Source organism: Blautia sp. MCC269 (genome assembly GCF_018785655.1).
GTDB lineage: Bacteria > Bacillota > Clostridia > Lachnospirales > Lachnospiraceae > Blautia_A.
This window is the reverse complement of record NZ_WQQE01000001.1, coordinates 57,533-81,866: the sequence shown is the minus strand read 5'-3', so window position 1 is coordinate 81,866 and position 24,334 is coordinate 57,533. Positions and strand designations below refer to the sequence as shown.

Genomic DNA, 24,334 nt, shown 5'->3' with positions numbered 1-24,334 from the left:
TGTTGTTCATTTAGCGTGGCTTTAGCTGCTTTGTGAGCGGAATACGGGACTCTTTCACCTTGTGTGGTGAAGGAGCTTTTTTTATGTAAAATGCCTGCAGGAGCAGGCGCATTCAGTAAGGGAGGATTTTATGCTGAAGGTAGCAGTATATGGAAAGGGCGGTATCGGAAAGTCTACAGTGACTTCCAACCTGGCGGCGGCGTTTGCGGCCATGGGAAAAAGAGTGATCCAAATCGGGTGCGATCCAAAAGCGGATTCCACCATCAATCTTCTTGGTGGAGAACCTCTCCGGCCGGTGATGAATTATATGAGGGAAGAAGATGAGGAACCGGAGAAACTGGAAGATATATCGAAAGAGGGTTTTGGCGGCGTTCTCTGTATTGAGACCGGAGGTCCCACACCGGGACTTGGCTGTGCGGGAAGAGGAATTATCGCAACGTTTCAGCTTTTGGAGGATCTGAAGCTTTTTGAGACCTGGAAGCCGGATGTGGTACTTTACGATGTGCTTGGAGATGTGGTGTGCGGTGGTTTTGCGGCGCCGATCCGGGAGGGCTATGCGGAAAAAGTCCTCATTGTCACATCCGGGGAGAAGATGGCACTCTATGCAGCCAACAATATTTCCAGTGCTGTTCGGAATTTTGAGGACCGCAGCTATGCGAGGATCTTTGGAATCGTGCTGAACCACAGGAATGTGGAGAATGAGACCGAGAAGGTGCAGGCTTTTGCAGAAAAAAGTAATATTCCTATTGTTGGTGAGATTCCCAGGAGTGATGAGATCATCCGCTGGGAAGACCAGGGAAAAACGGTGATCGAGGGTGATGAGAATTCTGAGATCAGTGAGAAATTTTTTGCGCTGGCGCGGAAGCTGCTGGAGAGTGAAGGGACTGTGCAGGAGAAGGAGGACGTATGAAAAAGAAAGCATATTTTGCAACAGCAGAAGAACTGGAACGGCTTGGACCGGAAGCGATCCCGCCGCAGATGATCTCCGGGAAACATCTGATCTACAGTTCTCCGGCAACGCTGGCATTTAATTCTCCGGGAGCGGAAGGCTTCGGGGTAAAACGTGCGGGGCTTGCAGTGCCGGATTCCATTATGCTGATCGTGGCGCCCGGATGCTGTGGAAGAAATACTTCTCTTATCAGTTCCATGCCGGAGTATAATGACCGTTTTTTTTACCTGATGATGGACGAGACAGATATTGTCACAGGCCGTCATCTGAAAAAGATCCCCAAAGCGGTAAAAGAGATCTGCGACTGCTGTGAGAAGAAGCCGTCGGTGGTGATGATCTGCATCACCTGTGTGGATGCGCTTCTGGGAACGGATATGGAACGTGTCTGTCGGAAAGCAGAGGAAAAAGTGGACATTCCGGTGCGTCCCTGTTACATGTATGCGCTGACACGTGAGGGCAGGAAGCCGCCCATGGTCCATGTGCGCCAGTCCTTATATTCTCTTCTGGAACCACAGAAGAAAAAAGGAAATGTGGTCAATCTCCTGGGATTTTTTTCGCCGCTGGTGGATGACTGTGAGCTTTATGATCTGCTACATCAGGCTGGTGTAAAAACCATCCATGAGATTTCCAGATGTAAGGATTATGAGGAATACCGGACCATGTCCCAGGCTAATTTCAATCTGGTGCTTCATCCGGAAGCAAGGTTTGCGGCAGAGGATTTTCATAACCGGCTGAAGATCCCGTTTATTGAGCTTCGAAGGCTCTATCAGATGGATAAGATCGAAAATCAGTATCGGGCTCTGGGACAGGTCCTTGGGGTGGCTTTTGACCAGGAGCAGTATAAGGATGAGGCTTCCAGGGCGGTGGAACAGTTCCGAAAAGTCTGTCCGGATGCCTCCTTTGCAGTAGGGGAGTGCATGAACGGAGATCCTTTTGAGCTGGCACTTGCGCTGGTGCGCTATGGATTTCAGGTGCCGGAGATCTATGGAACTATTACAGCTGAGAATTTTGTATACATACGACATTTGGCTAAGTTGAGCCCGGGCACGAAGATTTTTTCCAATATGGAACCTACCATGCTGTATTATGATCCAGCAGAGAGTGGCGTAAATCTTACGATTGGTAAGGATGCGGGATATTATCATCCGGATCAGCCTAATGTAGTCTGGAATCAGGACCGTCAGCCTTATGGGTATGCAGGGGTACGTAGATTATTTGAGGCACTCCTTGAGACTGCGGCGGAGCAGGATAAGAGGAAGGGGGAGAGAGCATGAGAGGACTTCGGAAATATCTGACACCCTTTGCCCCGGATCAGTCAGGAGCAGTGTCGGTTCTGTATGAGCTGGGCGGGATCATCGTGATCTGTGATGCCGGAGGCTGTACGGGAAATGTCTGCGGCTTTGATGAGCCAAGATGGTTTGAGCGCAAAAGTGCCGTGTTCAGTGCGGGACTTCGGGACATGGATGCCATCCTGGGACGGGATGACCGCCTGGTTGCCAAACTTGTGGATGCGGCAGAAAAGGTGGAGGCAGGCTTTGCGGCAGTGATCGGAACGCCGGTGCCCGCCGTGATCGGAACGGATTATCAGGCACTGAAGCGGATGTGCGAGAAAAAAACAGACCTTCCGGTACTTGCGGTAAATACCGATGGAATGGAGCTTTATGACGGGGGAGAACGGAAGGCTTATCTGGAACTTTTTAAAGTTTTTGCCCGGGAAAAACTGCCGGTGGAGACGGGCAGGGTGGGCATCCTTGGAATGACGCCACAGGATGTCAGTGACCTGAAGGCGGCAGATAAGCTCCGGGAAAAATTTAAGTCTCAGGGGCACCAGGCAGTCTGCTACGGAATGGGAGATGGGCTTGATGAAGTAAAAAAAGCCTCCTCTGTGGAAAAAAATATCGTGGTTTCTCCAGCGGCACTGGAATGTGCCAGATATCTTGAGAAAACTTTCGGAACGCCTTATGAGGTGGGATATCCGCTGGTGGAGGAACTGGTGCCGGATATGGAGTATGCAGGGAAAAAAATTCTCATCGTGCAGCAGCAGGTAATGGCCGGTTCCATAAGAGAGGAACTTCAGAAACGTGGCGCAGATGGAGAGATCACAGTGGCAAGCTGGTTTTCCATGGAAAAAGATCTCCTGGAAGAGGGGGATGTGCCATTGAAAGATGAGGAAGATTACATGGATCTGGTGGAAAAAGGCAGATATGATGTGATCTTTGCAGATCCCTGTATGAAGCGGATGGCAAAGACGTTTTCCGGTGTGTTTGTGGATGCGGTGCATTTTGCGGTATCCGGAAAGTGCAGGTAGACTTAAGAGCAGGGCATAAAGTTACATACATACTGTAACCGGATCAGGGGAGCTGGTTACAGGGAATGGAGAACATATGGAGTGCGAAATTACAAAAATGATCCGTGTTTACGGAATCGTCCAGGGTGTGGGCTTCCGCCCTACGGTCAGCCGTCATGCCATGGCAAGGGGAATCCGTGGCAGTGTGTCCAATAAAGGACCCTATGTGGAGATTTTTGCCCAGGGCAGGCAGCAGGATGTGGACGGTTTTATCGGAGATATCGAGAACAGGCCGCCGAAGCGTGCGGCCATCCTGAAGCTTCTGGTGGAACCGGTGGAGGAGCCGGAGGAATTTACGCAGTTTGATATCATTGAAAGCGAGAAGACAAAGGGTGAGATCTTTGTTTCTCCGGATATTGCCATCTGCGACGAATGTAAGGAAGAGATGTTTGATCCGAAAAACAGGCGGTATCTGCATCCGTTTATCAACTGTACCTGTTGTGGCCCGAGGCTGACGATCCTCGATTCCCTTCCCTATGACCGGGAGCGTACCAGCATGAAAGAATTTCCCATGTGTCCGTCCTGTGCGGATGAGTACCATAATCCGGACACCAGACGTTATGACGCCCAGCCGGTGTGCTGCAATGACTGCGGGCCGGAGGTCTATCTCATTGGAAGAGAGGAACGTGGCCGGGAGGCGATCACTTATACGAGGAAGACCATTGCTTCCGGCGGGATAGTGGCCATCAAGGGAATCGGTGGTTTTCATCTCTGTTGTAATGCCACCAGTGAGGAGGCCGTACAGCGGCTCCGGAAACTGAAACGGCGTCCGGTGAAGCCTTTTGCGGTGATGGCACAGGATCTGGAAACCGTGAAAGAAGTCTGTCAGGTCAGTGAGGAGCAGGAGAAGATCCTTACCGGGCATCAGAAACCGATCCTGCTGCTGGATAAGCTTACTGAGATGTCCTGTGGACAGAAAACAGATGCGAAACTCATAAAATATGGAAAGAACATCGGGAAAGACCAGGGCAGATCAGAGGCAGAATGCGGAAAACCAGCGGAACTCTGTGAGAGTATCGCTCCCGGGAATCCAAAAGTCGGTGTGATGCTTCCCTACGCACCGGTGCAGCTTCTTCTTTTTCATTATGACGATGGAATTGAGATGCCGAAGCTTCTGGTGATGACCAGTGGAAACACATCCGGCGCACCGATCTGCAGAGACGATCATGAAGCTGTGGAAGAACTTTCTTATTTATGTGACTGCATTCTTTCCCATGACAGGAAGATCCGCATCCGGGCCGATGATTCGGTGATGGATTTTTATAAGGGAGAGCCATATATGATCCGGCGCTCCCGTGGATATGCACCTCTTCCGTTTATGGTTTCCACACCCTGGAAGGGACAGGTGATCGCGGCAGGTGGAGAGCTTAAGAATACATTCTGCATTGGTGTGGATAACCGTTTTTATCCGTCCCCTTATGTGGGTGATCTGGAGGATCTTCGAACGGTAAAAGCCCTGAAGGAAACCATAGGCCGGCTGGAAACACTTCTGGAAGTACAGCCGGAAGTGGTGGTCTGTGACCTTCATCCAAAATATAATTCCACAGTGGTGGCCCAGGAACTGGGGCTTCCCGTTCTGAAAGTGCAGCATCATTACGCACATATTTTATCCTGCATGGCAGAAAATGACTGCGAGGAAAAAGTGATCGGTGTTTCCTTTGACGGAACCGGATATGGAACAGACGGGACGATCTGGGGCGGTGAGATCCTGATCGCAGATTATCAGGGATTTACAAGGATTGGAAGTATCGAACCTTTTGTGCAGGTGGGAGGAGATGTTTCCGCAAAAGAAGGCTGGCGGATCGCAGTTTCCCTGATCTGGCAGAATACAGGAAATATGGAGAAAACTCTTGATACTGTCCAAAAACTGGGACTTTGCACAGAGCAGGAAGCAAAAGTACTGGTGACGATGGCACAGAGAAAGCTCAATGCAGTGACTTCCACCAGTGCAGGAAGGCTCTTTGACGGAGTCAGCGCGATCTTGGGGATCCGGAGAGCGTCCACGTTTGAGGGGGAAGCTTCCACAGCGCTGGAGTTTGCGGCGGAAGCGTGGAGAGCGCAGGAGATACAGAAGAAAAATGTGGATATAAGAGTGAAAAGCCTGAAAATGTGGATGACAGAAAAAAAAGATATTCCGGAAAATCCAGGCACCTCAGCATCATCCACAGAGGAACGGAAATTTGTTTTAAATACAGGTGACATCGTTGCACATCTGGTTCAGGAAAAACTGGCAGGGGAAGATTCCGGGAAGCTGGCTTATGAATTCCATCGGGCACTGGCAGAACAGATCCTTGCAGCCTGTGAGGCAGCAGAGCAGGAGACCGGAATTAAAAAAGTGGCATTAAGCGGTGGCGTATTCCAGAACCGGCTGCTTCTGGAACTGGTAGATGACGGACTTGCAGAAAGAGGTTTTGAAGTTCTGAAACACAGCCTGATCCCGCCAAATGACGGAGGAATCGCACTTGGACAGGCGGCGTATGGAATGGCTTATGTGAACAGGAGGAAATAGAGTATGTGTGTAGGATTATCAGCAAAAGTAGTAAAGATCAGTGACGGAACCGCAGTGGTAGACGCAGGCGGCGCAAAGAGAGAAGTTTCCGCCCAGCTTCTGGGAGATCTGGAGCCGGGAGATTATGTGATGGTACATGCTGGTGTTGCCATTGCAAAGATCACTGACGATGACGAGGAAGAGACAGACCAGCTGATGGAGGAACTGCTGTGATGGAAGAGAAGAAAAAAACAGCAAGAGAGATCATAGAAGGATATCAGGGGCCGCCGGTGCGGATCATGGAAGTCTGCGGAACCCATACTCACGAGATTTTCCGTCTGGGGATCCGCAAGCTTCTGCCACCGCAGGTGGAGCTGATTTCAGGCCCGGGCTGCCCGGTCTGTGTAACACCGGTAGGCTTTATTGACGAGGCCGTTTATCTTGCTCTGGAAAAACAGGCGACTATCTGTACCTTCGGTGATCTTGTCCGTGTACCAGGGACAAAGAAAAGCCTTGCAGATGCCAGGGCAGAAGGTGCCAGGATACGCATCGTCTATTCACCGGCAGATGCGGAAAAATATGCGAAAGAACATCCGGAGGAACAGGTGGTATTCCTTTCCGTTGGTTTTGAGACCACCACACCTGCAGGATGCCTTTCTGTAAAAAAAGCCAGAGAGGACGGCCTTTTAAACTATTCCCTTCTCGTGGCGAACAAGACCATGCCGCAGGCTTATCAGGCATTAAAAGGCAGCGCGGATGTGTTCCTTTACCCTGGCCATGTCAATGCCATCACAGGAACGGCGCTCTGTGAACATCTGGCAGAGGAAGGTGTCAGTGGTGTGGTGGCAGGATTTACAGCGAAGGAGCTGCTTACCGCACTGGCAGTTGCACTGGTACGTTTCCAGGAGGGAAAGCCGTTCTTTGTAAACTGTTATCCGCGCGTGGTAAAAAGCGAAGGAAGCCCGGAGGCACAGACACTGATCGAGGAACTGATGGAACCCTGCGATTCCGAATGGCGTGGACTGGGTGTGATCCCGGGATCCGGCCTGGTGCTCCGGAAAGAATGGGAAGCTTTTGATGCCAGAAAAAAATATGCGGTGCCGCCGATCAAAGGCAAACCAAATCCGGCCTGTCGCTGTGGCGATGTGCTTCAGGGAAAATGCAAACCGTCGGACTGCAGGGTATTTGGAAAAGTCTGTACCCCGCAGCATCCGGTAGGAGCCTGCATGGTATCTAATGAAGGAGCCTGTTCCGCATATTTTATGTATGGAAATTAACTGTCCGGTTTAATGGACTGTAATTAACAGAAAGAAGATGAATATTATGGATAATAAAACAGTAACCATGGCACACGGTGCCGGAGGCCGCCAGACCTCAGAACTGATCGATGAAGTATTTAAAGCACATTTTGCAAACCCGGATCTCACAGCTGATGATGCGGCAGTGCTGGTTCCGCCGACAGGAAAAATGGCGGTATCCACCGATGGATTTATCGTTTCCCCGGCGTTTTTCCCGGGAGGAAATATCGGTAAGCTTTCTATCTGTGGAACGGTCAATGACCTTGCCTGTATGGGAGCGAAACCGATGTATCTCACCTGCGCTTTTGTGATCGAAGAAGGTTTTCCCATGGAGAAGCTGGAAGAAATCGCCGCAGCCATGGAAAAAACAGCGAAAGAAGTCGGTGTGCGTATTGTTTCCGGCGATACCAAGGTAGCAGGAAAAGGCCAGGTTGACGGCGTGTTCATCACAACAACCGGAATGGGCGAGATTCAGGATGGCGTGAAGGTAGGCGGCGAGCTGGCAAAACCGGGAGATGCCATCATTGTGACCGGTGATGTGGGAAGACATGGATGCACCATTCTTCTGGCAAGAGAGGATTTTGGCATTGACGCAGATGTGACAAGCGACTGTGCGCCACTGTGGGAAACTGTAAAAGAAGTGATGGATGCAACTCATAACATTCATGTGATCCGTGATGCAACAAGAGGCGGCGTTGGAACGGTTCTCTATGAGATTGCAGGCCAGAGTAACGTGGGAATCCGTCTGGATGCACCATCTGTTCCGGTAGCGCCGGAAGTAAAAGGTGTCTGCGGCATGCTTGGACTGGAGCCGCTTTATCTGGCATGTGAGGGCCGTATGGTCATCATGGCACCGAAGGAAGAGGCGGAAAAGATCGTGGAAGCACTGCGTAAATGTCCGTACTCCAAAGACGCTGCCATTATCGGCGAAGTGACCGAAGACCAGCCAGGAAAAGTTGTCATGACTACGGAAATTGGAACTCAGGCATTACTTCCGCAGCCAGGCGGGGAACTTTTGCCGAGAATCTGCTGACAGCAATGAATCATACCGGAAAGGAGAGTCTGACGTTATGGATACAAGAGTGGCACTGATCTCGATCATTGTGGAAAACAATGACGTGATCGATGACATCAACCGTTTTCTTCACGAAGCGGGAAAATATATTATCGGGAGAATGGGAATCCCCTACCGGGAAAAAGGAATTAACATTATCAGCATTGCCATTGATGCGCCACAGGATGTGATCAGCTCCTTATCCGGAAAGATCGGCCGTCTCAAGGGAGTTTCCGCAAAAACGGCATATTCCAATGTGATCACAAAAGCGGAGGACAGAAAATGATAAGAGTTGCGGTATACGGAAAGGGCGGCATCGGAAAATCCACCACAGTTTCCAATGTGGCAGCCGCCCTTGCGGAAAAAGGAATGAAAGTGATGCAGATTGGCTGTGATCCCAAGGCGGATTCCACCATTCTTCTCCGGCATGGGAAAAAAGTCCCCACAGTGCTGGATCTTTACAACGAAAAGCGCCAGGACCTGAAACTTGCAGATATGGTGCAGATCGGATACGGCGGTGTAGTCTGTGTAGAAGCCGGCGGCCCTACACCTGGACTTGGATGTGCGGGAAGAGGTATCATCACTGCACTGGAAAAACTGAAAGAAACCGGAGCCTATGAGACCTATAAACCGGACATTGTTCTCTACGATGTACTGGGAGATGTTGTCTGCGGCGGTTTTTCCATGCCCATGCGAAAAGGGTATGCAGATAAAGTATTTATCATCACTTCCGGGGAAAACATGGCCATCCATGCAGGAGCGAACATTGCCATGGCGGTGGAAAACTTCAGAAGCAGAGGCTACGCATCTCTGGGAGGTCTGATCCTGAACCGGCGGAATGTGCCAAGAGAAGAAGAAAAAGTCCGGGAGCTGGCAGAGGATTTTCACACCCAGGTAGTAGGAACTCTTTCCAGAAGTAACCTGGTTCTTGCGGCAGAGGAACAGGGAAAAACGCTTCTGGAAGCTTACCCGGAAAGTGAGATGGCAGGAGAATACCGGGCACTGGCAGAGCAGATCCTGAATGCATGCAGGGAGGATGGCACATGTTAAAAAGAGTTGGCGATCGGGAGTTTCCGGGAAAAACAGAAGTATTTATAAAAGAAGCTTCTTTTCCGGTGCCCTTTCAGCCGGGGCTGGAATTTAATTCCCCGGCCCACGGAAACTGGAATATCGTACATACGGGAATGCTGGTCCCGGAAGCACATCAGATCTATGTCTGTGCGGACAATTGCATGCGTGGTGTTGTTCTGACTGCGGCGGAAATGAATGCGGCAGACCGTTTTTCCTTTGTGATCGTGGAGGAAAAAGATCTTCTTGGAGGAAACCTGGAGGATGTGACCATCGAAGGGGTAACGGACGTTCTGAACCGCCTGGATAAGAAACCAAAAGCAGTGCTGCTTTTTACGGTATGTCTTCACCATTTTCTGGGAAGCGATCTGGACCGGATCTACGGAGAATTGGAAAAAAGATTTCCGGAGATCTTTTTTATGCGGTGTTTCATGGATCCTATCATGCAGAAAACAGGCCCCACGCCAGATCAGAAGCTTCGCCTGGCCATGTATGATGCCGTGCAGGAGAGAAAGGCAGATCCAAAATGCGTGACGGTTCTGGGCAGTGATTTTGCGCTGGATGAAGGTTCGGATATCTGCCGGATCCTGAAGAAAAACGAAATCCTGCTCCGAGAGATACCGACCTGTGAAACCTGGGAGGATTATCAGAACCTGGGAGAGGGAAGTCTGATTCTGAACTGTTACCCTGCCGGAAAATTCGGGGCAGAAAAACAGGCCGAAAGACTGGGAAGGCCTTTTTTGTATCTGCCGGGAAGTTTTGATTATGGGGAGATACAGGAACAGGAAGAGAAGTTGCTGGGAATGCTGGGACAGCAAAACAACAGGAAAACAGGAAAAATCAACGGCCTGGATATCGAAAAAGAGATCCGGGAATGTGAGGAGGCTCTTTCTCATGCACACCAGATCATCGGTGACACTCCCATAGCAGTGGATTATCTTTTTCATCCAAGGCCCTTGGGACTTACAAAACTTCTCCTTACCCATGGATTTCAGGTACAGTCCGTTTTTCTGGACAGTATCAGCCCGGAAGAAAAAGAGGTATTTTTCTGGCTGAAGGAGAATTATCCGGAGCTGAAGTTGATTTCCACTGTCCGTCCGGAGATGAGGGTGCGGACACGGCAGCAGTCCGAAAAAATCCTTGCCATCGGCCAGAAAGCAGCTTGGTTTACCGGAAGCCGAAATTTTGTCAATATGGTACAGGGCGGCGGGCTCTGGGGATTCGACGGAATCAGACATACCGCGCAGCTGATGGTGGAAGCATTTCATGAAGAAAAAGATCCGGAAGATCTGATCGTTCGAAAAGGATGGGGGTGCGAAAGCTGCATATGAGACAGGCATATCGAATTATACCGATTTATACGGCAGACGTGTCCGGTGTCTGTTCCGCTTTGTATGAGCTTGGAGGAATGACGGTGATGCATGATCCTTCTGGCTGTAATTCTACCTATAATACCCACGATGAGATCCGTTGGTATGACCAGGACAGCCTGATTTTTATCTCAGGCCTTACGGATATCGATGCGATCATGGGAAATGATGAGAAATTTCTCCGGGATATCGAAGATGTGGCGGAGGAACTGAAACCGAAATTTATTGCTCTTGCAAGTTCCCCGATTCCCTTTATGAACGGAACAGATTTTCCTGGACTTGCCCGTGCACTTACGGCCGAGACAGGGATTCCGGCGTTTTCGGTTCCAACCAGTGGTATGCATGATTATGTGTATGGAGCAGGGCTGGCACTCTCTGAGATTGCCAGACATTTTACCGGCGCTGCAGAGAAGAGAAAACGGAAATTAAATCTTCTTGGAGTAACACCCCTGGATTTTGGCCCCCAGCCGATGGTAGATGCCATGAAAAGACATCTGGAAAAATATGGGTGGGAGATCCTTTCCACCTGGGCTATGGGCGATACGCTGGAAGATCTGTCCCATGCCGGTGAGGCGGAGGTAAACCTTGTGGTATCTTCCGTGGGAATCCCGGCTGCCAATGTTCTGAGAGAGAAATTCGGGACACCATTTCTTGTGGGAACTCCGGTGGAAGGCTATGAGGGAGAGATTTCGGACGCACTTGAGAAGGCAGCGGAGAGCTTTTATGAAGCGTTTGAGTATAAAAAAGAAAATCCTGCGGAGAAAAATGGAACGCAGATTTCTGGCAGACAGGAAGAGCTGTGGAAAGTAACTCCGGACCAGGTGCTCTATTTGCAGAAAAAAGACAGCCAGTCGTCAGAACTTATCTGTTCAGGAGACGATTTGGAAACGATCGACAAAACGATCAACAGAGCGGATTCGCTTTTCCCTGTTCCGGACATCACCCTCATCGGGGAACCGGTTACCATGGGCTCCCTGGCAGCAGCCATAGAGCAGAAGTGTGGAAAAAAAGTTCAGCTTCTCTGCCCGCTGGAGATCACAGAAGGACTCCTCCGCTGGGGAGATGAAGCCATCCGCGGGGAAGAAGCCATGGAAGAAAAACTGAAAACTGCCAGGATCATTGTGGCAGATCCTCTCTACCGCCCGATCTGCCCGGAAAGTGCCACTTTTTATGAGATGCCGCATATTGCATTCTCCGGAAGAATCTATCTCAAAAATTTGTATAATTTCAGAAAAACCACATAAACTATAAGAAACCGGAAAGGCGTTGCAGAAATAGCAGCGCCTTTTTATGACGGTAAAACTGGTGAACGGATCTTATATGGAGGGATTTTTATGTGGGGATTTCTGTCGGCGCTGATCTCGGGCGCACTGATGAGCATTCAGGGAGTATTTAACACAAATGTAACAAAACAGACAAGTCTGTGGGTTTCCACCGGATGGGTGCAGTTTTCCGCATTTCTGGTCTGTGTGGCTGCATGGCTTTTTACAGGTAGGGAAAGTATCGGTGCACTGTGGCAGGTGGAGAATAAATATACGCTGCTTGGAGGCGTGATCGGTGCGTTCATTACCATTACCGTGATCCAGAGTATGGGCAGTTTGGGGCCAGCGCGGTCAGTTATGCTCATTGTGATCTCCCAGCTTGCAGTGGCTTATCTCATAGAACTGATGGGACTTTTTGGAGTGGAAAGAGCGGATTTTCAGTGGAGAAAGCTGTTTGGAATGCTGATCTGCATTGCAGGCGTGGTCATTTTCAAATGGAAATAGAAATAAAAGTATTGTAATATTTGTAATACTTCGTTAAAATAAGGTATGGTTTTGTATGAGTAACGGGGCACCTGCCATCACATCGGCAAAAAGGAGTGAACCCCTGACCCATGAAAATAAAATCACATATCAGAAGTGTTCAGCTTATTTTTTCCATATTTATGTTTCTGATCTTTGCAGGACTGACAGGTTGTAAGGATGATGGAGCAGAGTTTCTGGAAAAAGAACTGGTGCAGGAAGAAAGTACAGAAACATCCGGAGTGGATTTGGAACAAGAAGATCCTACGGACGCGGAAAGTGGAGTATCTGAGAAGAAGTCTGAGGAGAAGCAAGTGGATACAGTACAGGAAACGGCAGCTGCGAAACAGCAGCCGGAGATCTCAGAGATTCCAGAAACGATCTACGTAGACATCTGCGGAGCAGTAACCAGCCCCGGAGTCTATGAACTTCCATCCGGCAGCCGTGTTTTTCAGGCTATTGAGAAAGCCGGTGGATATCTTCCGGAAGCTGCGGCAAGTTATCTCAACCGTGCGAAGGGACTTTCTGACGGACAGCAGATCTATGTGCCTACCCAGGCGGAAGTGGACAGCCAGATGATTCAAGTTACTGAGGATGGACAGGAAGCCACATCAGAAACTGCCCCCGGGAATAACAACGAAGAGGGATCTGCCGGAGAAAATACTGGCACAGACCAGAAGATCAATCTGAACACCGCTGATGTATCCCAGCTTACCACTCTCACAGGTGTAGGGGAGTCCAAGGCCCTGGCGATCATCGCTTACAGGGAAGAGAACGGCCCTTTTACTTCCATAGAAGACATTATGAACGTGCCTGGTATCAAGGAAGGAACCTATGAGAAGATAAAGGATAAAATAGCAATAAAGTAAGGAGCGTTAAATGAGCAGGAAAGTATTGGTAGTAGATGATGAGAAACTGATTGTCAAGGGACTTCGTTTCAGTCTGGAGCAGGATGGAATGGAAGTGGACTGTGCCTATGACGGAGAGGAAGCTCTGGAAAAAGCCAAGGCAGGAGAGTACGATATAATTCTTCTGGACCTGATGCTTCCAAAGATGGATGGTCTTGAGGTATGCCAGCAGATCCGTGAATTTTCCAATGTCCCGATTATCATGCTTACAGCAAAAGGTGAGGATATGGATAAGATTCTGGGCCTGGAATACGGAGCAGACGATTATGTGACCAAACCGTTTAATATTCTGGAAGTCAAGGCCCGTATCAAGGCGATCATCCGCCGTGCAGGCAGCAACCAGAACAAACAGGAGAAAGCCAAGACCGTGGAAGTCGGAGAACTGAAGCTGGACTGCGAAGGACGCCGTGTATTTATTTCCGGAAAAGAGATTAACCTTACAGCCAAGGAATTTGATGTGCTGGAACTTCTGGTATTCAATCCGAACAAGGTATACAGCAGAGAAAATCTTCTGAATATCGTATGGGGATATGAGTATCCGGGAGATGTCCGTACAGTAGACGTACATATCCGTCGTTTAAGAGAAAAAATTGAGGCCAATCCCAGTGAGCCGAAATATGTACACACCAAATGGGGTGTGGGCTACTATTTCCAGGCATAAGCTGTGAAGATCAAAAAAAGCGGCAAGTTTTTTAAAAGTCTCCGCTTTCGTATTCTGATCATCCTGATCATACTGGGAATCGTACCAAGTGTCATTGTAACGGAAATGGTCATTGCCAACTATGAAGACCGTGCCATTGCCAACCGTGTGCAGAGCATGGAAAATATCTGTGACATCATGTGCGACCTGCTTATCAAAGAGAATTATCTGAATGACTCCAGCTCGCAGACAGTAAACAGCAAGCTGGAGTTGTTGTCTAATATCTATGGAGGAAGAATTCTCATTGTAGACAGGGATTTCAGGATTATTAAGGATACCTATGGCGTGGATGAGGGAAAAACTCTGGTATCCCAGAAAGTAGTAAACTGTTTTAAAGGGGAAGATGCCTACCGATATGATTCCGACAGCCAGAAGCTGATCCTGGCTGTTCCGGTAAAAAGCCCGGAAGTAAATCAGGTGCAGGGTGCCATGATGATTATGGCTTCTTCCAGTGAAGTGACGTCAACCATCCGGGAACTGGAGCAGAAAGGAATTCTGATTATTGGAATTATTGTAGTTCTGGCCATATTCCTGGGATATATCCTTTCCACAGTTCTGGTGAAACCTTTTGCCAGAGTAACAAAAGCCATCGAAGATCTGACAGACGGATATCAGAATGAAGAAATCTCCGTTCCGGATTATACAGAGACAGCGCTGATTACGGATGCATTTAATAAGATGCTTTCCAGAATGAAAACCCTGGATGAATCCAGACAGGAATTTGTATCCAATGTGTCTCATGAGCTGAAAACACCGATGACTTCCATGAAAGTTCTGGCAGACTCTCTTGTAGGACAGCAGGGGGTTCCGGAGGAACTGTATCAGGAATTCCTTTCGGATATTACAGAAGAGATTGACAGAGAGAACAAGATTATCACAGATCTGCTCTCCCTTGTGAAAATGGACAAAAAGGCAGCAGATATGAATATTACCAATATGAATATCAATGAACTGCTGGAAAATATCCTGAAACGTCTGCGGCCGATTGCAGATCAGAGAAGCATTTCCCTGATTCTGGATTCCTTCCGCCCGGTCAATGCAGATGTGGACGAAGTGAAGTTTACGCTTGCCATCAGCAATCTGGTGGAGAACGGAATCAAATATAACGTAGATGAAGGCTGGGTTCGTGTAACACTGGATGCGGATCACAAAGATTTCTTTGTAACCGTTGAAGATTCCGGACTTGGAATTCCTGAAGAATCTATTGAACGGATTTTTGAGCGTTTTTACCGTGTAGACAAATCCCATTCCAGGGAAATCGGAGGAACCGGTCTTGGGCTTGCCATTACCAGAAGTTCCATAGCCATGCATCACGGTATCATAAAAGTATCCAGCAAAGAAGGAGAGGGAACCACATTTACCGTGAAGATTCCTCTGTCCTATATTCCGTCCTAGGAGGTACAGCATGAAAAAAACGATAAAGATTATCTGCGTGACTGCTGCCTGTATCTTTCTTGGGCTGATTGCCTATATCGGTTTTGCGGGAAGAAAAGAGAAAAATGCAGAACAGCAGTACAGCTTTTACTATATCAACAGTGAAGAAACAAAACTGAAAGAAGAGAAGTATACACCGGAAAAAGAAACTGCAGAGGTGATGCTCCGGGATTTTTCGGAGAGCCTGAACAACCGCGAGACAAGGGAAGATGGAATTTCACTGTTTCCGGAAGACGTAAAAATTTCTTCCTATTCTATAAAGGATGGAATTCTGCGTCTGGAATTTAACGAGGCCTACAGTAAGATGTCCCGCACCAGGGAACTTCTGGTCCGTACCGGCGTGGTGAAAATCTTTATCCAGATTCCGGGAATTGATTCTGTGGAAATCTATGTGGGAAAAAAACCTCTTACGAATTCCAAAGGAGAAGAAGTCGGAGCTATGAACAGTGACACGTTTGTAGAGTTTTCCGGATCTGACGGGGATGTATACAGTTACGATACCTTTACCCTGTATTTTACAAACAAAAACGGTGACAAACTGGTGGAAGAACAGAGAAGTGTTCGTTACAGACGGAATCTTCCAAAGGCAACCGTAGTGCTGGAACAGCTGGCAAGAGGACCTCTGGAAAAAGATCATTATCCCACCATTCCGGAGAATTCGGAGGTACTTTCTCTCACAAAAGCCAACGGAATCTGCTATGTGGATTACAACTCTGTATTTCAGGATTATGCGTTAAATGTTTCCGAGCAGATCCCGATTTATTCTGTTGTAAACACATTGATTGCGGCAACGGATGTGGATAAAGTGGAGATTTCCATTGAGGGAAACAAAGAAGTGACATTTGGCCAGAATATGCAGCTTTACAAGTTCTATGAATGGAATGACAGTCTGCTGGCCAGCACAAAAGCCAAAAAAGAACAGAACTGATTTTAACAAAATATCTACATAAACGGGAGAACATGTATGACAAAACGGCCATTATGTTTTCTGTGTTTTCTCATGGTGCTTGGTTTAGGTATTATGAATTTTGCGGGGATTCCTCTTCTTGGGGGGAATCCCCTTCCTGTAACCGTACAGGACTGGATCGAAGCACATCCTGGATCTGTGATCTGCGGGGAGGTGGAGCAGTATGAAAATACAGAATTCTCCCAGTCTGTTTATCTGAAAAAAACATATCTGATTTATCAGTCAAAAAAATTTTCCATTGAAAATGTAAGAGTATTTTTGAAAAAAGAAGAAGACCTGAAACCGGGAATGAAAATTCTGGTAAAAGGAACCTTAAAAAGAGTGGAGGAACCCTCAAATCCCGGTGGCTTTGACAGTCAGCATTACTATGCCTGCCGTCATATCTATTATTTCATGAAGAACGCTGTGGTCCGGAAGAAAACAGAATCCTATTCCGGATACAGACAGCAGTTTTTTAAGGTAAAAGAAAAATGCAGGCAGATTCTTACGGCATCGACAGGAGAAGACGCACCACTTTTCTGCGCTATGGTGCTTGGGGACAAACAGGATCTGGAGCCGGAAATGAGGATGCGTTATCAGCTGGCCGGGATTGTACATATCCTTGCCATCAGCGGGCTTCATATCAGCATTCTGGGAATGGGACTTTATAATCTTCTGAAAAAAGCAGGCCTTGGAATCTGGCCTGCGGGAATTTTTTCGCTGGGGGTAATGCTGCAGTACGGGATCATGACCGGAGGGAGTATTTCCACCATGCGGGCGGTGACCATGTTTCTCATTGCCATGGGCGCCAGGATCACTGGACGGATTTATGACATGATGACTGCGCTTTCGGTAACAGCCATGATGATTCTTCTGGAATCCCCGGCGTATCTTCTGGACAGCGGTTTTCTTCTGTCCTTTGGCTGTGTTCTTGGGATCGGTGTTGCAGCGGAAAAAATCTGTGCTCTTGCAGGAGCAGAGAAAAAATGGATGAAGGCACTGGTAAGTTCCATAGCCCTTCAGCTGGTGACATTGCCTGTGATGCTGAAATTTTTTGGAGAAGTATCCCTTGCCGGATTTTTTCTGAATCTTCTGGTGCTTCCAAGTGTGGGCTTTGTGCTGATGGGAGGAATGGCGGCACTGTTGCTTGGAATTTTCAGTATTTCTGCTGCAAAACTGGTAATTTTGCCGGCAAGGGGACTGTTGCTTTTTTATGAATATCTATGTAGCCTTGCAGGAAAATTAAGGTGGAGCACCTGGATCGGAGGGGAACCGGAAATCTGGCAGATTCTGGTATATTATGTTTTTTTGATTACAGTTCTGTTTATGGGACAGTATATAAAAGAACCGATGAGGCGGGAACAGGAAGCGGGTATGAAATCAGAGTTATCCAGCCGGGATAAAAGAATCCCGGGAAAGATCCAAAGGAAACTCCGGACAGTCCGGGCAGCAGCCGGCGCATTGATGATAACAGGAATTCTGATCCTCGGGTTTCATCCGGCAGGAGACCTGAAGGTGACCTGCCTGGATGTGGGGCAGGGAGATGGCATCCTTGTGGAGACTCCGGATAATCACCATTTTCTTATTGACGGAGGAAGCAGCAGCCAGTCGGACCTTGGAAGATACTGCCTTCTGCCGGCTCTGAAAAGTCAGGGGATTTCTTATTTGGACGGGCTTTTTATTTCCCATACAGACAAGGATCATATCAGCGGGGCGAAGGAACTTCTGGAATATATGGGAAATGGCCTCACGACCATCCGGGCAGGATATCTGGTGCTTCCTTCATGGGCGGAAAAGCCGGAGGCTTGGGAGGAACTCTCGGATGCGGTACAAAAAGCCGGAATAAAAATTGTGACAGGAAAAAAGGGAGATGAGCTGCATTGTGGTTTGGTATCTTTTTCCATCTTGTGGCCGGAGAAAAACGCCACAGGAAAAGATGTGAATGAGGAGGCAATGGTGATGGAACTCTCGTTTGGAGAATTTCAGATGCTTTTTACCGGGGATATCGGAGCAGACACGGAGAAAAAGCTTCTGGCGTCCGGGATATTAAAGGATGTGGACTGTCTGAAAGTGGGACATCATGGTTCCCGTTATTCTACCACGGAAGCGTTTCTTGAAAAAATAAAGCCGGAACTGGCGATCATTTCCTGTTCTTCCACCAACACTTACGGGCATCCGTCGCCGGAAACCGTAGAGCGTCTGGAAGCGGCCGGAAGCCAGGTGGAATATACCATGAAAAACGGTGCCATTACTGTGGAAACCGATGGAAAAAAGCTTAAGATATATAGGTTTCGGAGGGACTGAAAAATTTTTTCAAAAACCGGAAAAAACAGGTGACTTTTGTACACACTTGTTGTAGAATAGTCAGGGTTTGTGCGAAAACGAAACATTGAAAACAGGCAACACAAGATAAGGAGTTTTTATTTATGAAATATGACGTACTGATCGTAGGAGCAGGTCCTGGAGGAATCTTTGCAGCCTATGAGCTGATGAATAATGATCCGGAGAAAAAGATCGCGGTTTTTGAAGCCGGCCATCCTCTGGAAAAAAGAAAATGTCCTATTGACGGAAAGAAAGTAAAATCTTGTATCCACTGTAAAACATGTGCAATCATGAAAGGATTTGGCGGTGCAGGCGCTTTCTCCGATGGAAAATATAATATCACCAATCAGTTTGGCGGAACGCTGTATCAGCATATTGGCAAGGATACAGCCACAGAACTGATGGAATATGTAGATAAACTGAATCTGATGTATGGTGGAGAGGGAACCAAGCTTTATTCCACCACAAACAGTGAGATCCGTAAGCTTTGTCTTCAGAACGGCCTGCATCTTCTGGATGCATCTGTCCGCCACCTGGGAACGGATATCAACTATGTAGTACTTCAGAATCTCTATGACAAGATGAAAGCCCATGTAGATTTCTATTTTGACGCGTCCGTTGACAAAGTGGAGAAAACAGAAGACGGCTATGCAGTTGTTGTAGGTGATGAGCGTTACGAGGGAACTTACTGCATCATCTCCGCGGGACGAAGCGGAAGTAAATGGATGGAGACTGTATGTACAGATCTTAAGATCCCCACACTTTCCAACCGTGTGGATATCGGTGTCCGTGTGGAGCTTCCGGCAGAGGTGTTCAGCCGTCTGACCGATGAGCTTTACGAGAGCAAGATCGTTTACAGAACCGAGAAGTTTGAGGATATGGTCCGTACTTTCTGTATGAACCCGAGAGGTGTTGTGGTTAATGAGAACACCAATGGAATCATCACAGTAAACGGCCACAGCTATGAAGATCCTGCAAAACACACCAACAATACAAACTTTGCGCTTCTGGTATCCAAACATTTCTCAGAGCCGTTCCATGACAGCAACGGATATGGTGAGAGCATCGCAAGACTTTCCAACATGCTTGGCGGTGGTGTTATGGTACAGCGTTTCGGAGATCTGATCCGTGGAAGACGAAGCACAAAAGCACGTATTGAGGAAAGCTTCGTAACACCGACTCTTTCCGCAACACCGGGAGACTTAAGCCTTGTTATGCCGAAGCGTATCCTGGATGGAATCATCGAGATGATCTATGCTCTGGATAAGATCGCACCTGGAACAGCAGATGACGATACTCTGCTTTATGGTGTTGAGGTTAAATTCTACAACATGGAAGTTGAGATCGATGAGAATCTGGAAACCTGCCACAAAGGTCTCTTTGTTATCGGAGACTGCAGCGGTGTGACACATTCTCTTTCCCATGCATCCGCCAGCGGTATCTATGTAGCCAGATACCTGGAGCAGGAGTACTTCAGTAAATAATATGAGCGGCCCTTTTCTGCTGTCACAGTGATGGCGGAAAGGGGCTGCTTTTATGTTGTAGGAAATCACTGTACCATAAATAAAAAACATAAATCATATAAAACCATGCATAATGTGCATGAATATTGAAAGGAGTATGTTGAAAATAACTGACAAATGCAGGGGAAGCACCATAATTCGTCCGACAGCAATCTTGACAATTTTGTGATTTTGTGGTAAAAGAATAAGTAACCAGGTAAAATCGAATATGTACAAATGTTATGGCAATAAGGTTGCGTCCAGTCGGATGTGCAAAAGAGAATCCGGTGAGAATCCGGAACGATACCGTCACTGTGAACGGGGAGCTGTTTTTAAATACCACTGGGAAACCGGGAAGGGAAAGCAGTGTGGAACCAAGTCAGGAGAACTGCCTTATTGTGAGATCCAGGATTCGCGGTCTACGAATCTGTATTCTCAATAACAATACAGAACTTCTTTTTATGTGTATTGCGAGAGAATCGTGTGTGAGCAGGCGGCCGCAGAAAGCAGCCGTTTTTTTGTACATATCAGTATTCTGGAAATACATGAAAAGAGGACGATAAGAAATGAAAAGAAAAACAATGTTAGCTCTGATGCTCGCAGTTTCCATGACATGCTCTATGGGTGCAGCTACAACAGCAATGGCAGCAGATGATTCCGCTACAGAAGAGAGCGCAGATGAGAGTACTGAGGCAGCTGATACCACAGAGGCTTCTGATGAAGACCAGAAAGCAGCTGACAATGTAGCAGCTCTGATCGACAAGATCTATGTTCAGGAGAGAACTGACACAACAGATGAGGATTGCAAGGCAGCCAAAGAAGCATGGGATGCTCTGACAGACGCTCAGAAAGAACTGGTAGAGGGCGAGAACGCTGATCCGGATTACTTCGGACGTGACACAGGAGACGCTTCCAAGGACGATCCGCGTAACCAGGATGAGATCGGTGAGAATGAACTTCTTGTTGTAAGCTTTGGTACTTCCTTCAATGACAGCCGTGCAGAGGATGTCAAAGGAATCGAGGATGCTCTTGCAGAAGCTTATCCGGACTGGTCTGTAAGAAGAGCATTTACAGCACAGATCATCATCAACCATGTAGAGGCAAGAGATGATGAAGTGATCGATAACATGCAGCAGGCTCTTGACCGTGCAGTAGAGAATGGTGTTAAGAATCTGGTTGTACAGCCTACTCATCTGATGCATGGTGCTGAGTACGATGAGATGACAGAAGCGATCAATGGCTATAAAGATAAATTCGAGTCTGTAGCTATCGCAGAGCCAATGCTCGGTGAGGTTGGAGACGATGCAACCGTGATCAACGATGACAAGAAAGCCGTTGCTCAGGCAATCACAGATGAGGCTTGCAAAGAAGCCGGATTTGACAGCATGGATGCAGCAGCTGAGGCTGGCACAGCATTCGTATTCATGGGACATGGAACATCTCATACAGCTAACATTACATACGATCAGATGCAGACACAGATGGAAAACCTTGGATTCAAGAACGCATTCATCGGTACTGTAGAGGGTAAACCGGAAGATACAGCCTGCGACAAGGTTATCGAGAAGGTAAAAGAGGCAGGATACAAGAACGTTGTTCTTCGTCCGCTGATGGTTGTTGCCGGAGACCATGCAAACAACGATATGGCCGGTGATGATGAGGATTCCTGGAAGAGCCAGTTTGTAGCATCCGGAAACTTCGAGAATGTTGATACACAGATCGCAGGTCTTGGACGTATCGAGGCTGTTGAGCAGCTTTATGTAGATCATACAAAAGCAGCTATCGACTCCATCGGAAGCACAGATGAGTCCGCAGATTCTGACGCAGCAGCAGATACAGAGGCTGATTCCGCTGAGGATTCCGCAGAATAATAAATATGAAACGATCTGAGTGAGCTCAGATACCTATAAGAAATCCATGTAACTGCCCGGAAAGATCAGGAAGACTGTCTTCCGGGCAGATTGCTGTATCTATGGAAGGGAGAAGATTATTATGAAAAAACGTTATGTAAACTTAATCCTTGCAATGGTAAGTGCATCAGCCATGGCCCTTGGCTCTGTGCCTGCAATGGCTGCAACAGATTCCGCAAAAACCGAATCTGCCAAAAACGATTCCAAAGAGGATGCAGAAGCTTCCAATGAGAAAGAGGCAGACGCAGCCAAGACAGATACCCTAGAAGATGGTGTTTATACAGCAGAGTTTGACACAGACAGCAGTATGTTCCATGTAAATGAGGCCAATGACGAAAAAGGAGAGCTTACGGTCAAAGATGGCAAGATGACCATCCATGTAAGCCTGGTTTCCAAGAAGATCGTAAATCTGTTTGCAGGAACTGCAGAAGATGCACAGAAGGATGGCGCCGAGATCATTGAACCTACCACAGATACAGTAAAATACAGCGACGGTTATACAGAGGAAGTTTACGGGTTTGATATCCCGGTACCTGCCATTGATGAGGAATTTGATGTGGCACTTCTGGGAGAAAAAGGTAAATGGTATGACCATAAAGTCAGCGTCAAAAATCCTGTAAAGACAGGTGATGTGGAAGAAACAACTGATGATACAGACAAAAAAGAAGACTCCTCCGACAAGGAGAACGCAGAAAAAGCAGATGTTTCCAAAGATGAGAAAACTTCCGATGACAAGAAATCTGAGGGAAAAAAGCTGGAAGATCTGAAACTGGAAGACGGAACTTACGAATTTGATGTAACCCTCACAGGCGGAACCGGAAGAGCAACGGTAGAATCTCCGGCCAAAGTAGAGATCAAAGACAAAGAAGCTACAGCAACCATCATCTGGAGCAGCCCGAATTACGATTACATGATCGTGGATGGCGAAAAATATGAGCCGGTGAACAAAGACGGAAATTCCACATTTGAGATTCCGGTGACTGTTTTTGACACAGAGATGGAAGTGACTGCAGATACCGTAGCCATGAGTACTCCTCACGAGATCGACTACACCTTGAACTTTGATTCTTCAAGCATGAAAAAGGAAGAAAAATGAAAAAAATAATTTCATACATATTTCTGACGCTGACGCTTGTTCTGGGCTGCGCGTTTGCCGTGCAGGCCGCAGAGACAGAACATAAGCCAGCGGATATTCCGGGCCTCACTTTCGACCACAGCATGGAGCTTTCCTATGCCAAGGAATTCAATGTGGATTACTATAACGACGGCTATGCACTGATCACCATCGATCAGGAAGGGCAGTTTCTTGTAGTTCCCGAGGGAAAAGAAGCACCGGAGGGACTGGATTCTGATATTGCAGTCTTAAAACAGCCGTTAAACAACATTTATCTGGTTGCAACTTCGGCCATGGATCTTTTCCGGGCCATTGACGGGATCGACAGCATCAAACTTTCCGGAACCAAGGAAGACGGATGGTATATCCAGGAAGCCAAAGACGCCATGGAGCAGAAAAAGATGATCTACGCCGGCAAGTACAGTGCCCCGGATTATGAGCTGATTTTGAACGAAGGCTGTGACCTTGCCATTGAATCCACCATGATCCATCACAATCCGGAAGTCCAGGAGAAACTGGAACAGTTCGGAATCCCTGTAATGGTGGAACGTTCCAGCTATGAAAGCCATCCCCTTGGAAGAACCGAGTGGATGAAACTTTACGCAGTCCTTCTTGGAAAAGAAGATGTGGCAGAAAAAGTTTTCAAAGAGCAGACAGACAAACTGGATAACGTGCTTACAGCAGATAAAACAGATAAGACCGTAGCGTTCTTTTATATCAACTCCGTAGGCGCGGTAAATGTAAGAAAAAGCGGCGACTATGTTTCAGAGATGATCTCCCTTGCAGGTGGAAATTACGTTCCGGAAGATACGGGAGAGAGTGACAATGCCCTTTCCACCATGAACATGCAGATGGAAGAATTCTATGCCAAGGCAAAAGATGCGGATTATATCATCTACAACAGTACCATTGACGGAGAGCTTCAGACCATCGATGAACTTCTTTCCAAAAGCGAGCTCCTTGCGGATTTCAAGGCAGTGAAGAACGGAAATGTCTGGTGCACAGGCAAAAACCTTTTCCAGGAGACCACAGGACTTGGAACCATGATCGAGGATATCCACACCATGCTGACCACGGATGATGATTCCCTAGATAACCTGACTTACATGCACAAACTGAAATAAACGAAAATACGGCTTT

General features: G+C 47.7%; 21 protein-coding genes and 1 riboswitch. All 21 genes read left to right on the top strand.

The features are described from left to right. The first annotated feature begins 130 nt into the window (after positions 1-130). The 21 genes from GPK88_RS00360 to GPK88_RS00260 all read left to right on the top strand — a co-directional run bounded on the left by GPK88_RS00360 (position 131) and on the right by GPK88_RS00260 (position 24,318). On the top strand, positions 131-910 hold the full coding sequence (locus GPK88_RS00360; protein WP_118062705.1) for a nucleotide-binding protein: 780 nt from the start codon (positions 131-133) through the stop codon (positions 908-910). Then, complete coding sequence (locus tag GPK88_RS00355; RefSeq protein WP_215706380.1) at positions 907-2,223, top strand: nitrogenase component 1; 1,317 nt, start codon at positions 907-909, stop codon at positions 2,221-2,223. The genes GPK88_RS00360 and GPK88_RS00355 overlap by 4 nt, the downstream gene beginning before the upstream one ends. After that, positions 2,220-3,257 carry a nitrogenase component 1 gene (locus GPK88_RS00350; RefSeq protein ID WP_021977519.1) on the top strand — a complete coding sequence of 346 codons (1,038 nt, stop codon included), beginning with the start codon at positions 2,220-2,222 and terminating at the stop codon, positions 3,255-3,257. The genes GPK88_RS00355 and GPK88_RS00350 overlap by 4 nt, the downstream gene beginning before the upstream one ends. Positions 3,258-3,333: 76 nt before the next feature. After that, positions 3,334-5,805: a carbamoyltransferase HypF gene (locus GPK88_RS00345; protein WP_215707445.1), complete on the top strand. Its 2,472-nt coding sequence runs from the start codon at positions 3,334-3,336 to the stop codon at positions 5,803-5,805. Between the two features lie 3 nt (positions 5,806-5,808). Further along, positions 5,809-6,018: a HypC/HybG/HupF family hydrogenase formation chaperone gene (locus GPK88_RS00340; RefSeq protein WP_022426401.1), complete on the top strand. Its 210-nt coding sequence runs from the start codon at positions 5,809-5,811 to the stop codon at positions 6,016-6,018. Next, positions 6,018-7,061: a hydrogenase formation protein HypD gene (gene hypD / locus GPK88_RS00335; protein ID WP_021977516.1), complete on the top strand. Its 1,044-nt coding sequence runs from the start codon at positions 6,018-6,020 to the stop codon at positions 7,059-7,061. The genes GPK88_RS00340 and hypD overlap by 1 nt, the downstream gene beginning before the upstream one ends. 46 nt (positions 7,062-7,107) lie before the next feature. Next, positions 7,108-8,115, top strand: coding sequence for a hydrogenase expression/formation protein HypE (gene hypE / locus GPK88_RS00330; RefSeq protein WP_195567142.1), 1,008 nt, complete (start codon positions 7,108-7,110; stop codon positions 8,113-8,115). A gap of 37 nt (positions 8,116-8,152) precedes the next feature. Further along, the gene (locus tag GPK88_RS00325) at positions 8,153-8,422 is read left to right on the top strand and encodes a TM1266 family iron-only hydrogenase system putative regulator (protein ID WP_174096000.1); all 270 of its coding nucleotides are present in this window, start codon (positions 8,153-8,155) and stop codon (positions 8,420-8,422) included. Beyond that, entirely contained in the window at positions 8,419-9,186 is a 768-nt protein-coding gene (locus GPK88_RS00320) for a nucleotide-binding protein (protein WP_021977513.1), read from the top strand. Before GPK88_RS00325 ends, GPK88_RS00320 begins: the two co-directional genes overlap by 4 nt. After that, positions 9,180-10,535 carry a nitrogenase component 1 gene (locus tag GPK88_RS00315; RefSeq protein WP_215707444.1) on the top strand — a complete coding sequence of 452 codons (1,356 nt, stop codon included), beginning with the start codon at positions 9,180-9,182 and terminating at the stop codon, positions 10,533-10,535. Before GPK88_RS00320 ends, GPK88_RS00315 begins: the two co-directional genes overlap by 7 nt. Beyond that, positions 10,532-11,818, top strand: coding sequence for a nitrogenase component 1 (locus tag GPK88_RS00310; protein ID WP_215707443.1), 1,287 nt, complete (start codon positions 10,532-10,534; stop codon positions 11,816-11,818). Before GPK88_RS00315 ends, GPK88_RS00310 begins: the two co-directional genes overlap by 4 nt. A 90-nt stretch (positions 11,819-11,908) precedes the next feature. After that, on the top strand, positions 11,909-12,340 hold the full coding sequence (locus tag GPK88_RS00305; protein WP_021977510.1) for a DMT family transporter: 432 nt from the start codon (positions 11,909-11,911) through the stop codon (positions 12,338-12,340). A gap of 110 nt (positions 12,341-12,450) precedes the next feature. Next, positions 12,451-13,227 carry a ComEA family DNA-binding protein gene (locus GPK88_RS00300; RefSeq protein ID WP_215707442.1) on the top strand — a complete coding sequence of 259 codons (777 nt, stop codon included), beginning with the start codon at positions 12,451-12,453 and terminating at the stop codon, positions 13,225-13,227. A gap of 10 nt (positions 13,228-13,237) precedes the next feature. Further along, positions 13,238-13,927 (top strand): response regulator transcription factor, encoded by a 690-nt coding sequence (locus tag GPK88_RS00295; RefSeq protein ID WP_021977508.1) that lies wholly within the window; start codon positions 13,238-13,240, stop codon positions 13,925-13,927. Between the two features lie 3 nt (positions 13,928-13,930). Then, positions 13,931-15,361 carry a sensor histidine kinase gene (locus tag GPK88_RS00290; RefSeq protein WP_021977507.1) on the top strand — a complete coding sequence of 477 codons (1,431 nt, stop codon included), beginning with the start codon at positions 13,931-13,933 and terminating at the stop codon, positions 15,359-15,361. Between the two features lie 10 nt (positions 15,362-15,371). Then, on the top strand, positions 15,372-16,328 hold the full coding sequence (locus tag GPK88_RS00285; protein WP_174095994.1) for a GerMN domain-containing protein: 957 nt from the start codon (positions 15,372-15,374) through the stop codon (positions 16,326-16,328). Positions 16,329-16,364: 36 nt separating this feature from the next. Continuing rightward, positions 16,365-18,650, top strand: coding sequence for a DNA internalization-related competence protein ComEC/Rec2 (locus tag GPK88_RS00280; RefSeq protein WP_215707441.1), 2,286 nt, complete (start codon positions 16,365-16,367; stop codon positions 18,648-18,650). Positions 18,651-18,772: 122 nt separating this feature from the next. Then, on the top strand, positions 18,773-20,152 hold the full coding sequence (locus GPK88_RS00275; RefSeq protein WP_215707440.1) for an NAD(P)/FAD-dependent oxidoreductase: 1,380 nt from the start codon (positions 18,773-18,775) through the stop codon (positions 20,150-20,152). A 252-nt stretch (positions 20,153-20,404) separates the two neighbouring features. After that, positions 20,405-20,580, top strand: a riboswitch (cobalamin riboswitch). Between the two features lie 156 nt (positions 20,581-20,736). After that, on the top strand, positions 20,737-22,041 hold the full coding sequence (locus GPK88_RS00270; RefSeq protein ID WP_021977503.1) for a sirohydrochlorin cobaltochelatase: 1,305 nt from the start codon (positions 20,737-20,739) through the stop codon (positions 22,039-22,041). A gap of 121 nt (positions 22,042-22,162) precedes the next feature. After that, positions 22,163-23,176, top strand: a complete 1,014-nt coding sequence (locus GPK88_RS00265) for a hypothetical protein (protein WP_215707439.1) — start codon at positions 22,163-22,165, stop codon at positions 23,174-23,176. Further along, positions 23,173-24,318 (top strand): ABC transporter substrate-binding protein, encoded by a 1,146-nt coding sequence (locus GPK88_RS00260; RefSeq protein WP_148448441.1) that lies wholly within the window; start codon positions 23,173-23,175, stop codon positions 24,316-24,318. Before GPK88_RS00265 ends, GPK88_RS00260 begins: the two co-directional genes overlap by 4 nt. Positions 24,319-24,334 lie beyond the last annotated feature (16 nt).

Coding starts and splice junctions, on each gene's coding strand:
- GPK88_RS00265 (WP_215707439.1), top strand. CDS start 22,163: ATGAAAAAACGTTATGTAAACTTAATCCTTGCAATGGTAAGTGCATCA.
- GPK88_RS00350 (WP_021977519.1), top strand. CDS start 2,220: ATGAGAGGACTTCGGAAATATCTGACACCCTTTGCCCCGGATCAGTCA.
- GPK88_RS00260 (WP_148448441.1), top strand. CDS start 23,173: ATGAAAAAAATAATTTCATACATATTTCTGACGCTGACGCTTGTTCTG.
- hypD (WP_021977516.1), top strand. CDS start 6,018: ATGGAAGAGAAGAAAAAAACAGCAAGAGAGATCATAGAAGGATATCAG.
- GPK88_RS00270 (WP_021977503.1), top strand. CDS start 20,737: ATGAAAAGAAAAACAATGTTAGCTCTGATGCTCGCAGTTTCCATGACA.
- GPK88_RS00315 (WP_215707444.1), top strand. CDS start 9,180: ATGTTAAAAAGAGTTGGCGATCGGGAGTTTCCGGGAAAAACAGAAGTA.
- GPK88_RS00285 (WP_174095994.1), top strand. CDS start 15,372: ATGAAAAAAACGATAAAGATTATCTGCGTGACTGCTGCCTGTATCTTT.
- GPK88_RS00355 (WP_215706380.1), top strand. CDS start 907: ATGAAAAAGAAAGCATATTTTGCAACAGCAGAAGAACTGGAACGGCTT.
- GPK88_RS00325 (WP_174096000.1), top strand. CDS start 8,153: ATGGATACAAGAGTGGCACTGATCTCGATCATTGTGGAAAACAATGAC.
- GPK88_RS00310 (WP_215707443.1), top strand. CDS start 10,532: ATGAGACAGGCATATCGAATTATACCGATTTATACGGCAGACGTGTCC.
- GPK88_RS00295 (WP_021977508.1), top strand. CDS start 13,238: ATGAGCAGGAAAGTATTGGTAGTAGATGATGAGAAACTGATTGTCAAG.
- GPK88_RS00345 (WP_215707445.1), top strand. CDS start 3,334: ATGGAGTGCGAAATTACAAAAATGATCCGTGTTTACGGAATCGTCCAG.
- GPK88_RS00300 (WP_215707442.1), top strand. CDS start 12,451: ATGAAAATAAAATCACATATCAGAAGTGTTCAGCTTATTTTTTCCATA.
- GPK88_RS00280 (WP_215707441.1), top strand. CDS start 16,365: ATGACAAAACGGCCATTATGTTTTCTGTGTTTTCTCATGGTGCTTGGT.
- GPK88_RS00360 (WP_118062705.1), top strand. CDS start 131: ATGCTGAAGGTAGCAGTATATGGAAAGGGCGGTATCGGAAAGTCTACA.
- GPK88_RS00340 (WP_022426401.1), top strand. CDS start 5,809: ATGTGTGTAGGATTATCAGCAAAAGTAGTAAAGATCAGTGACGGAACC.
- hypE (WP_195567142.1), top strand. CDS start 7,108: ATGGATAATAAAACAGTAACCATGGCACACGGTGCCGGAGGCCGCCAG.
- GPK88_RS00305 (WP_021977510.1), top strand. CDS start 11,909: ATGTGGGGATTTCTGTCGGCGCTGATCTCGGGCGCACTGATGAGCATT.
- GPK88_RS00275 (WP_215707440.1), top strand. CDS start 18,773: ATGAAATATGACGTACTGATCGTAGGAGCAGGTCCTGGAGGAATCTTT.
- GPK88_RS00320 (WP_021977513.1), top strand. CDS start 8,419: ATGATAAGAGTTGCGGTATACGGAAAGGGCGGCATCGGAAAATCCACC.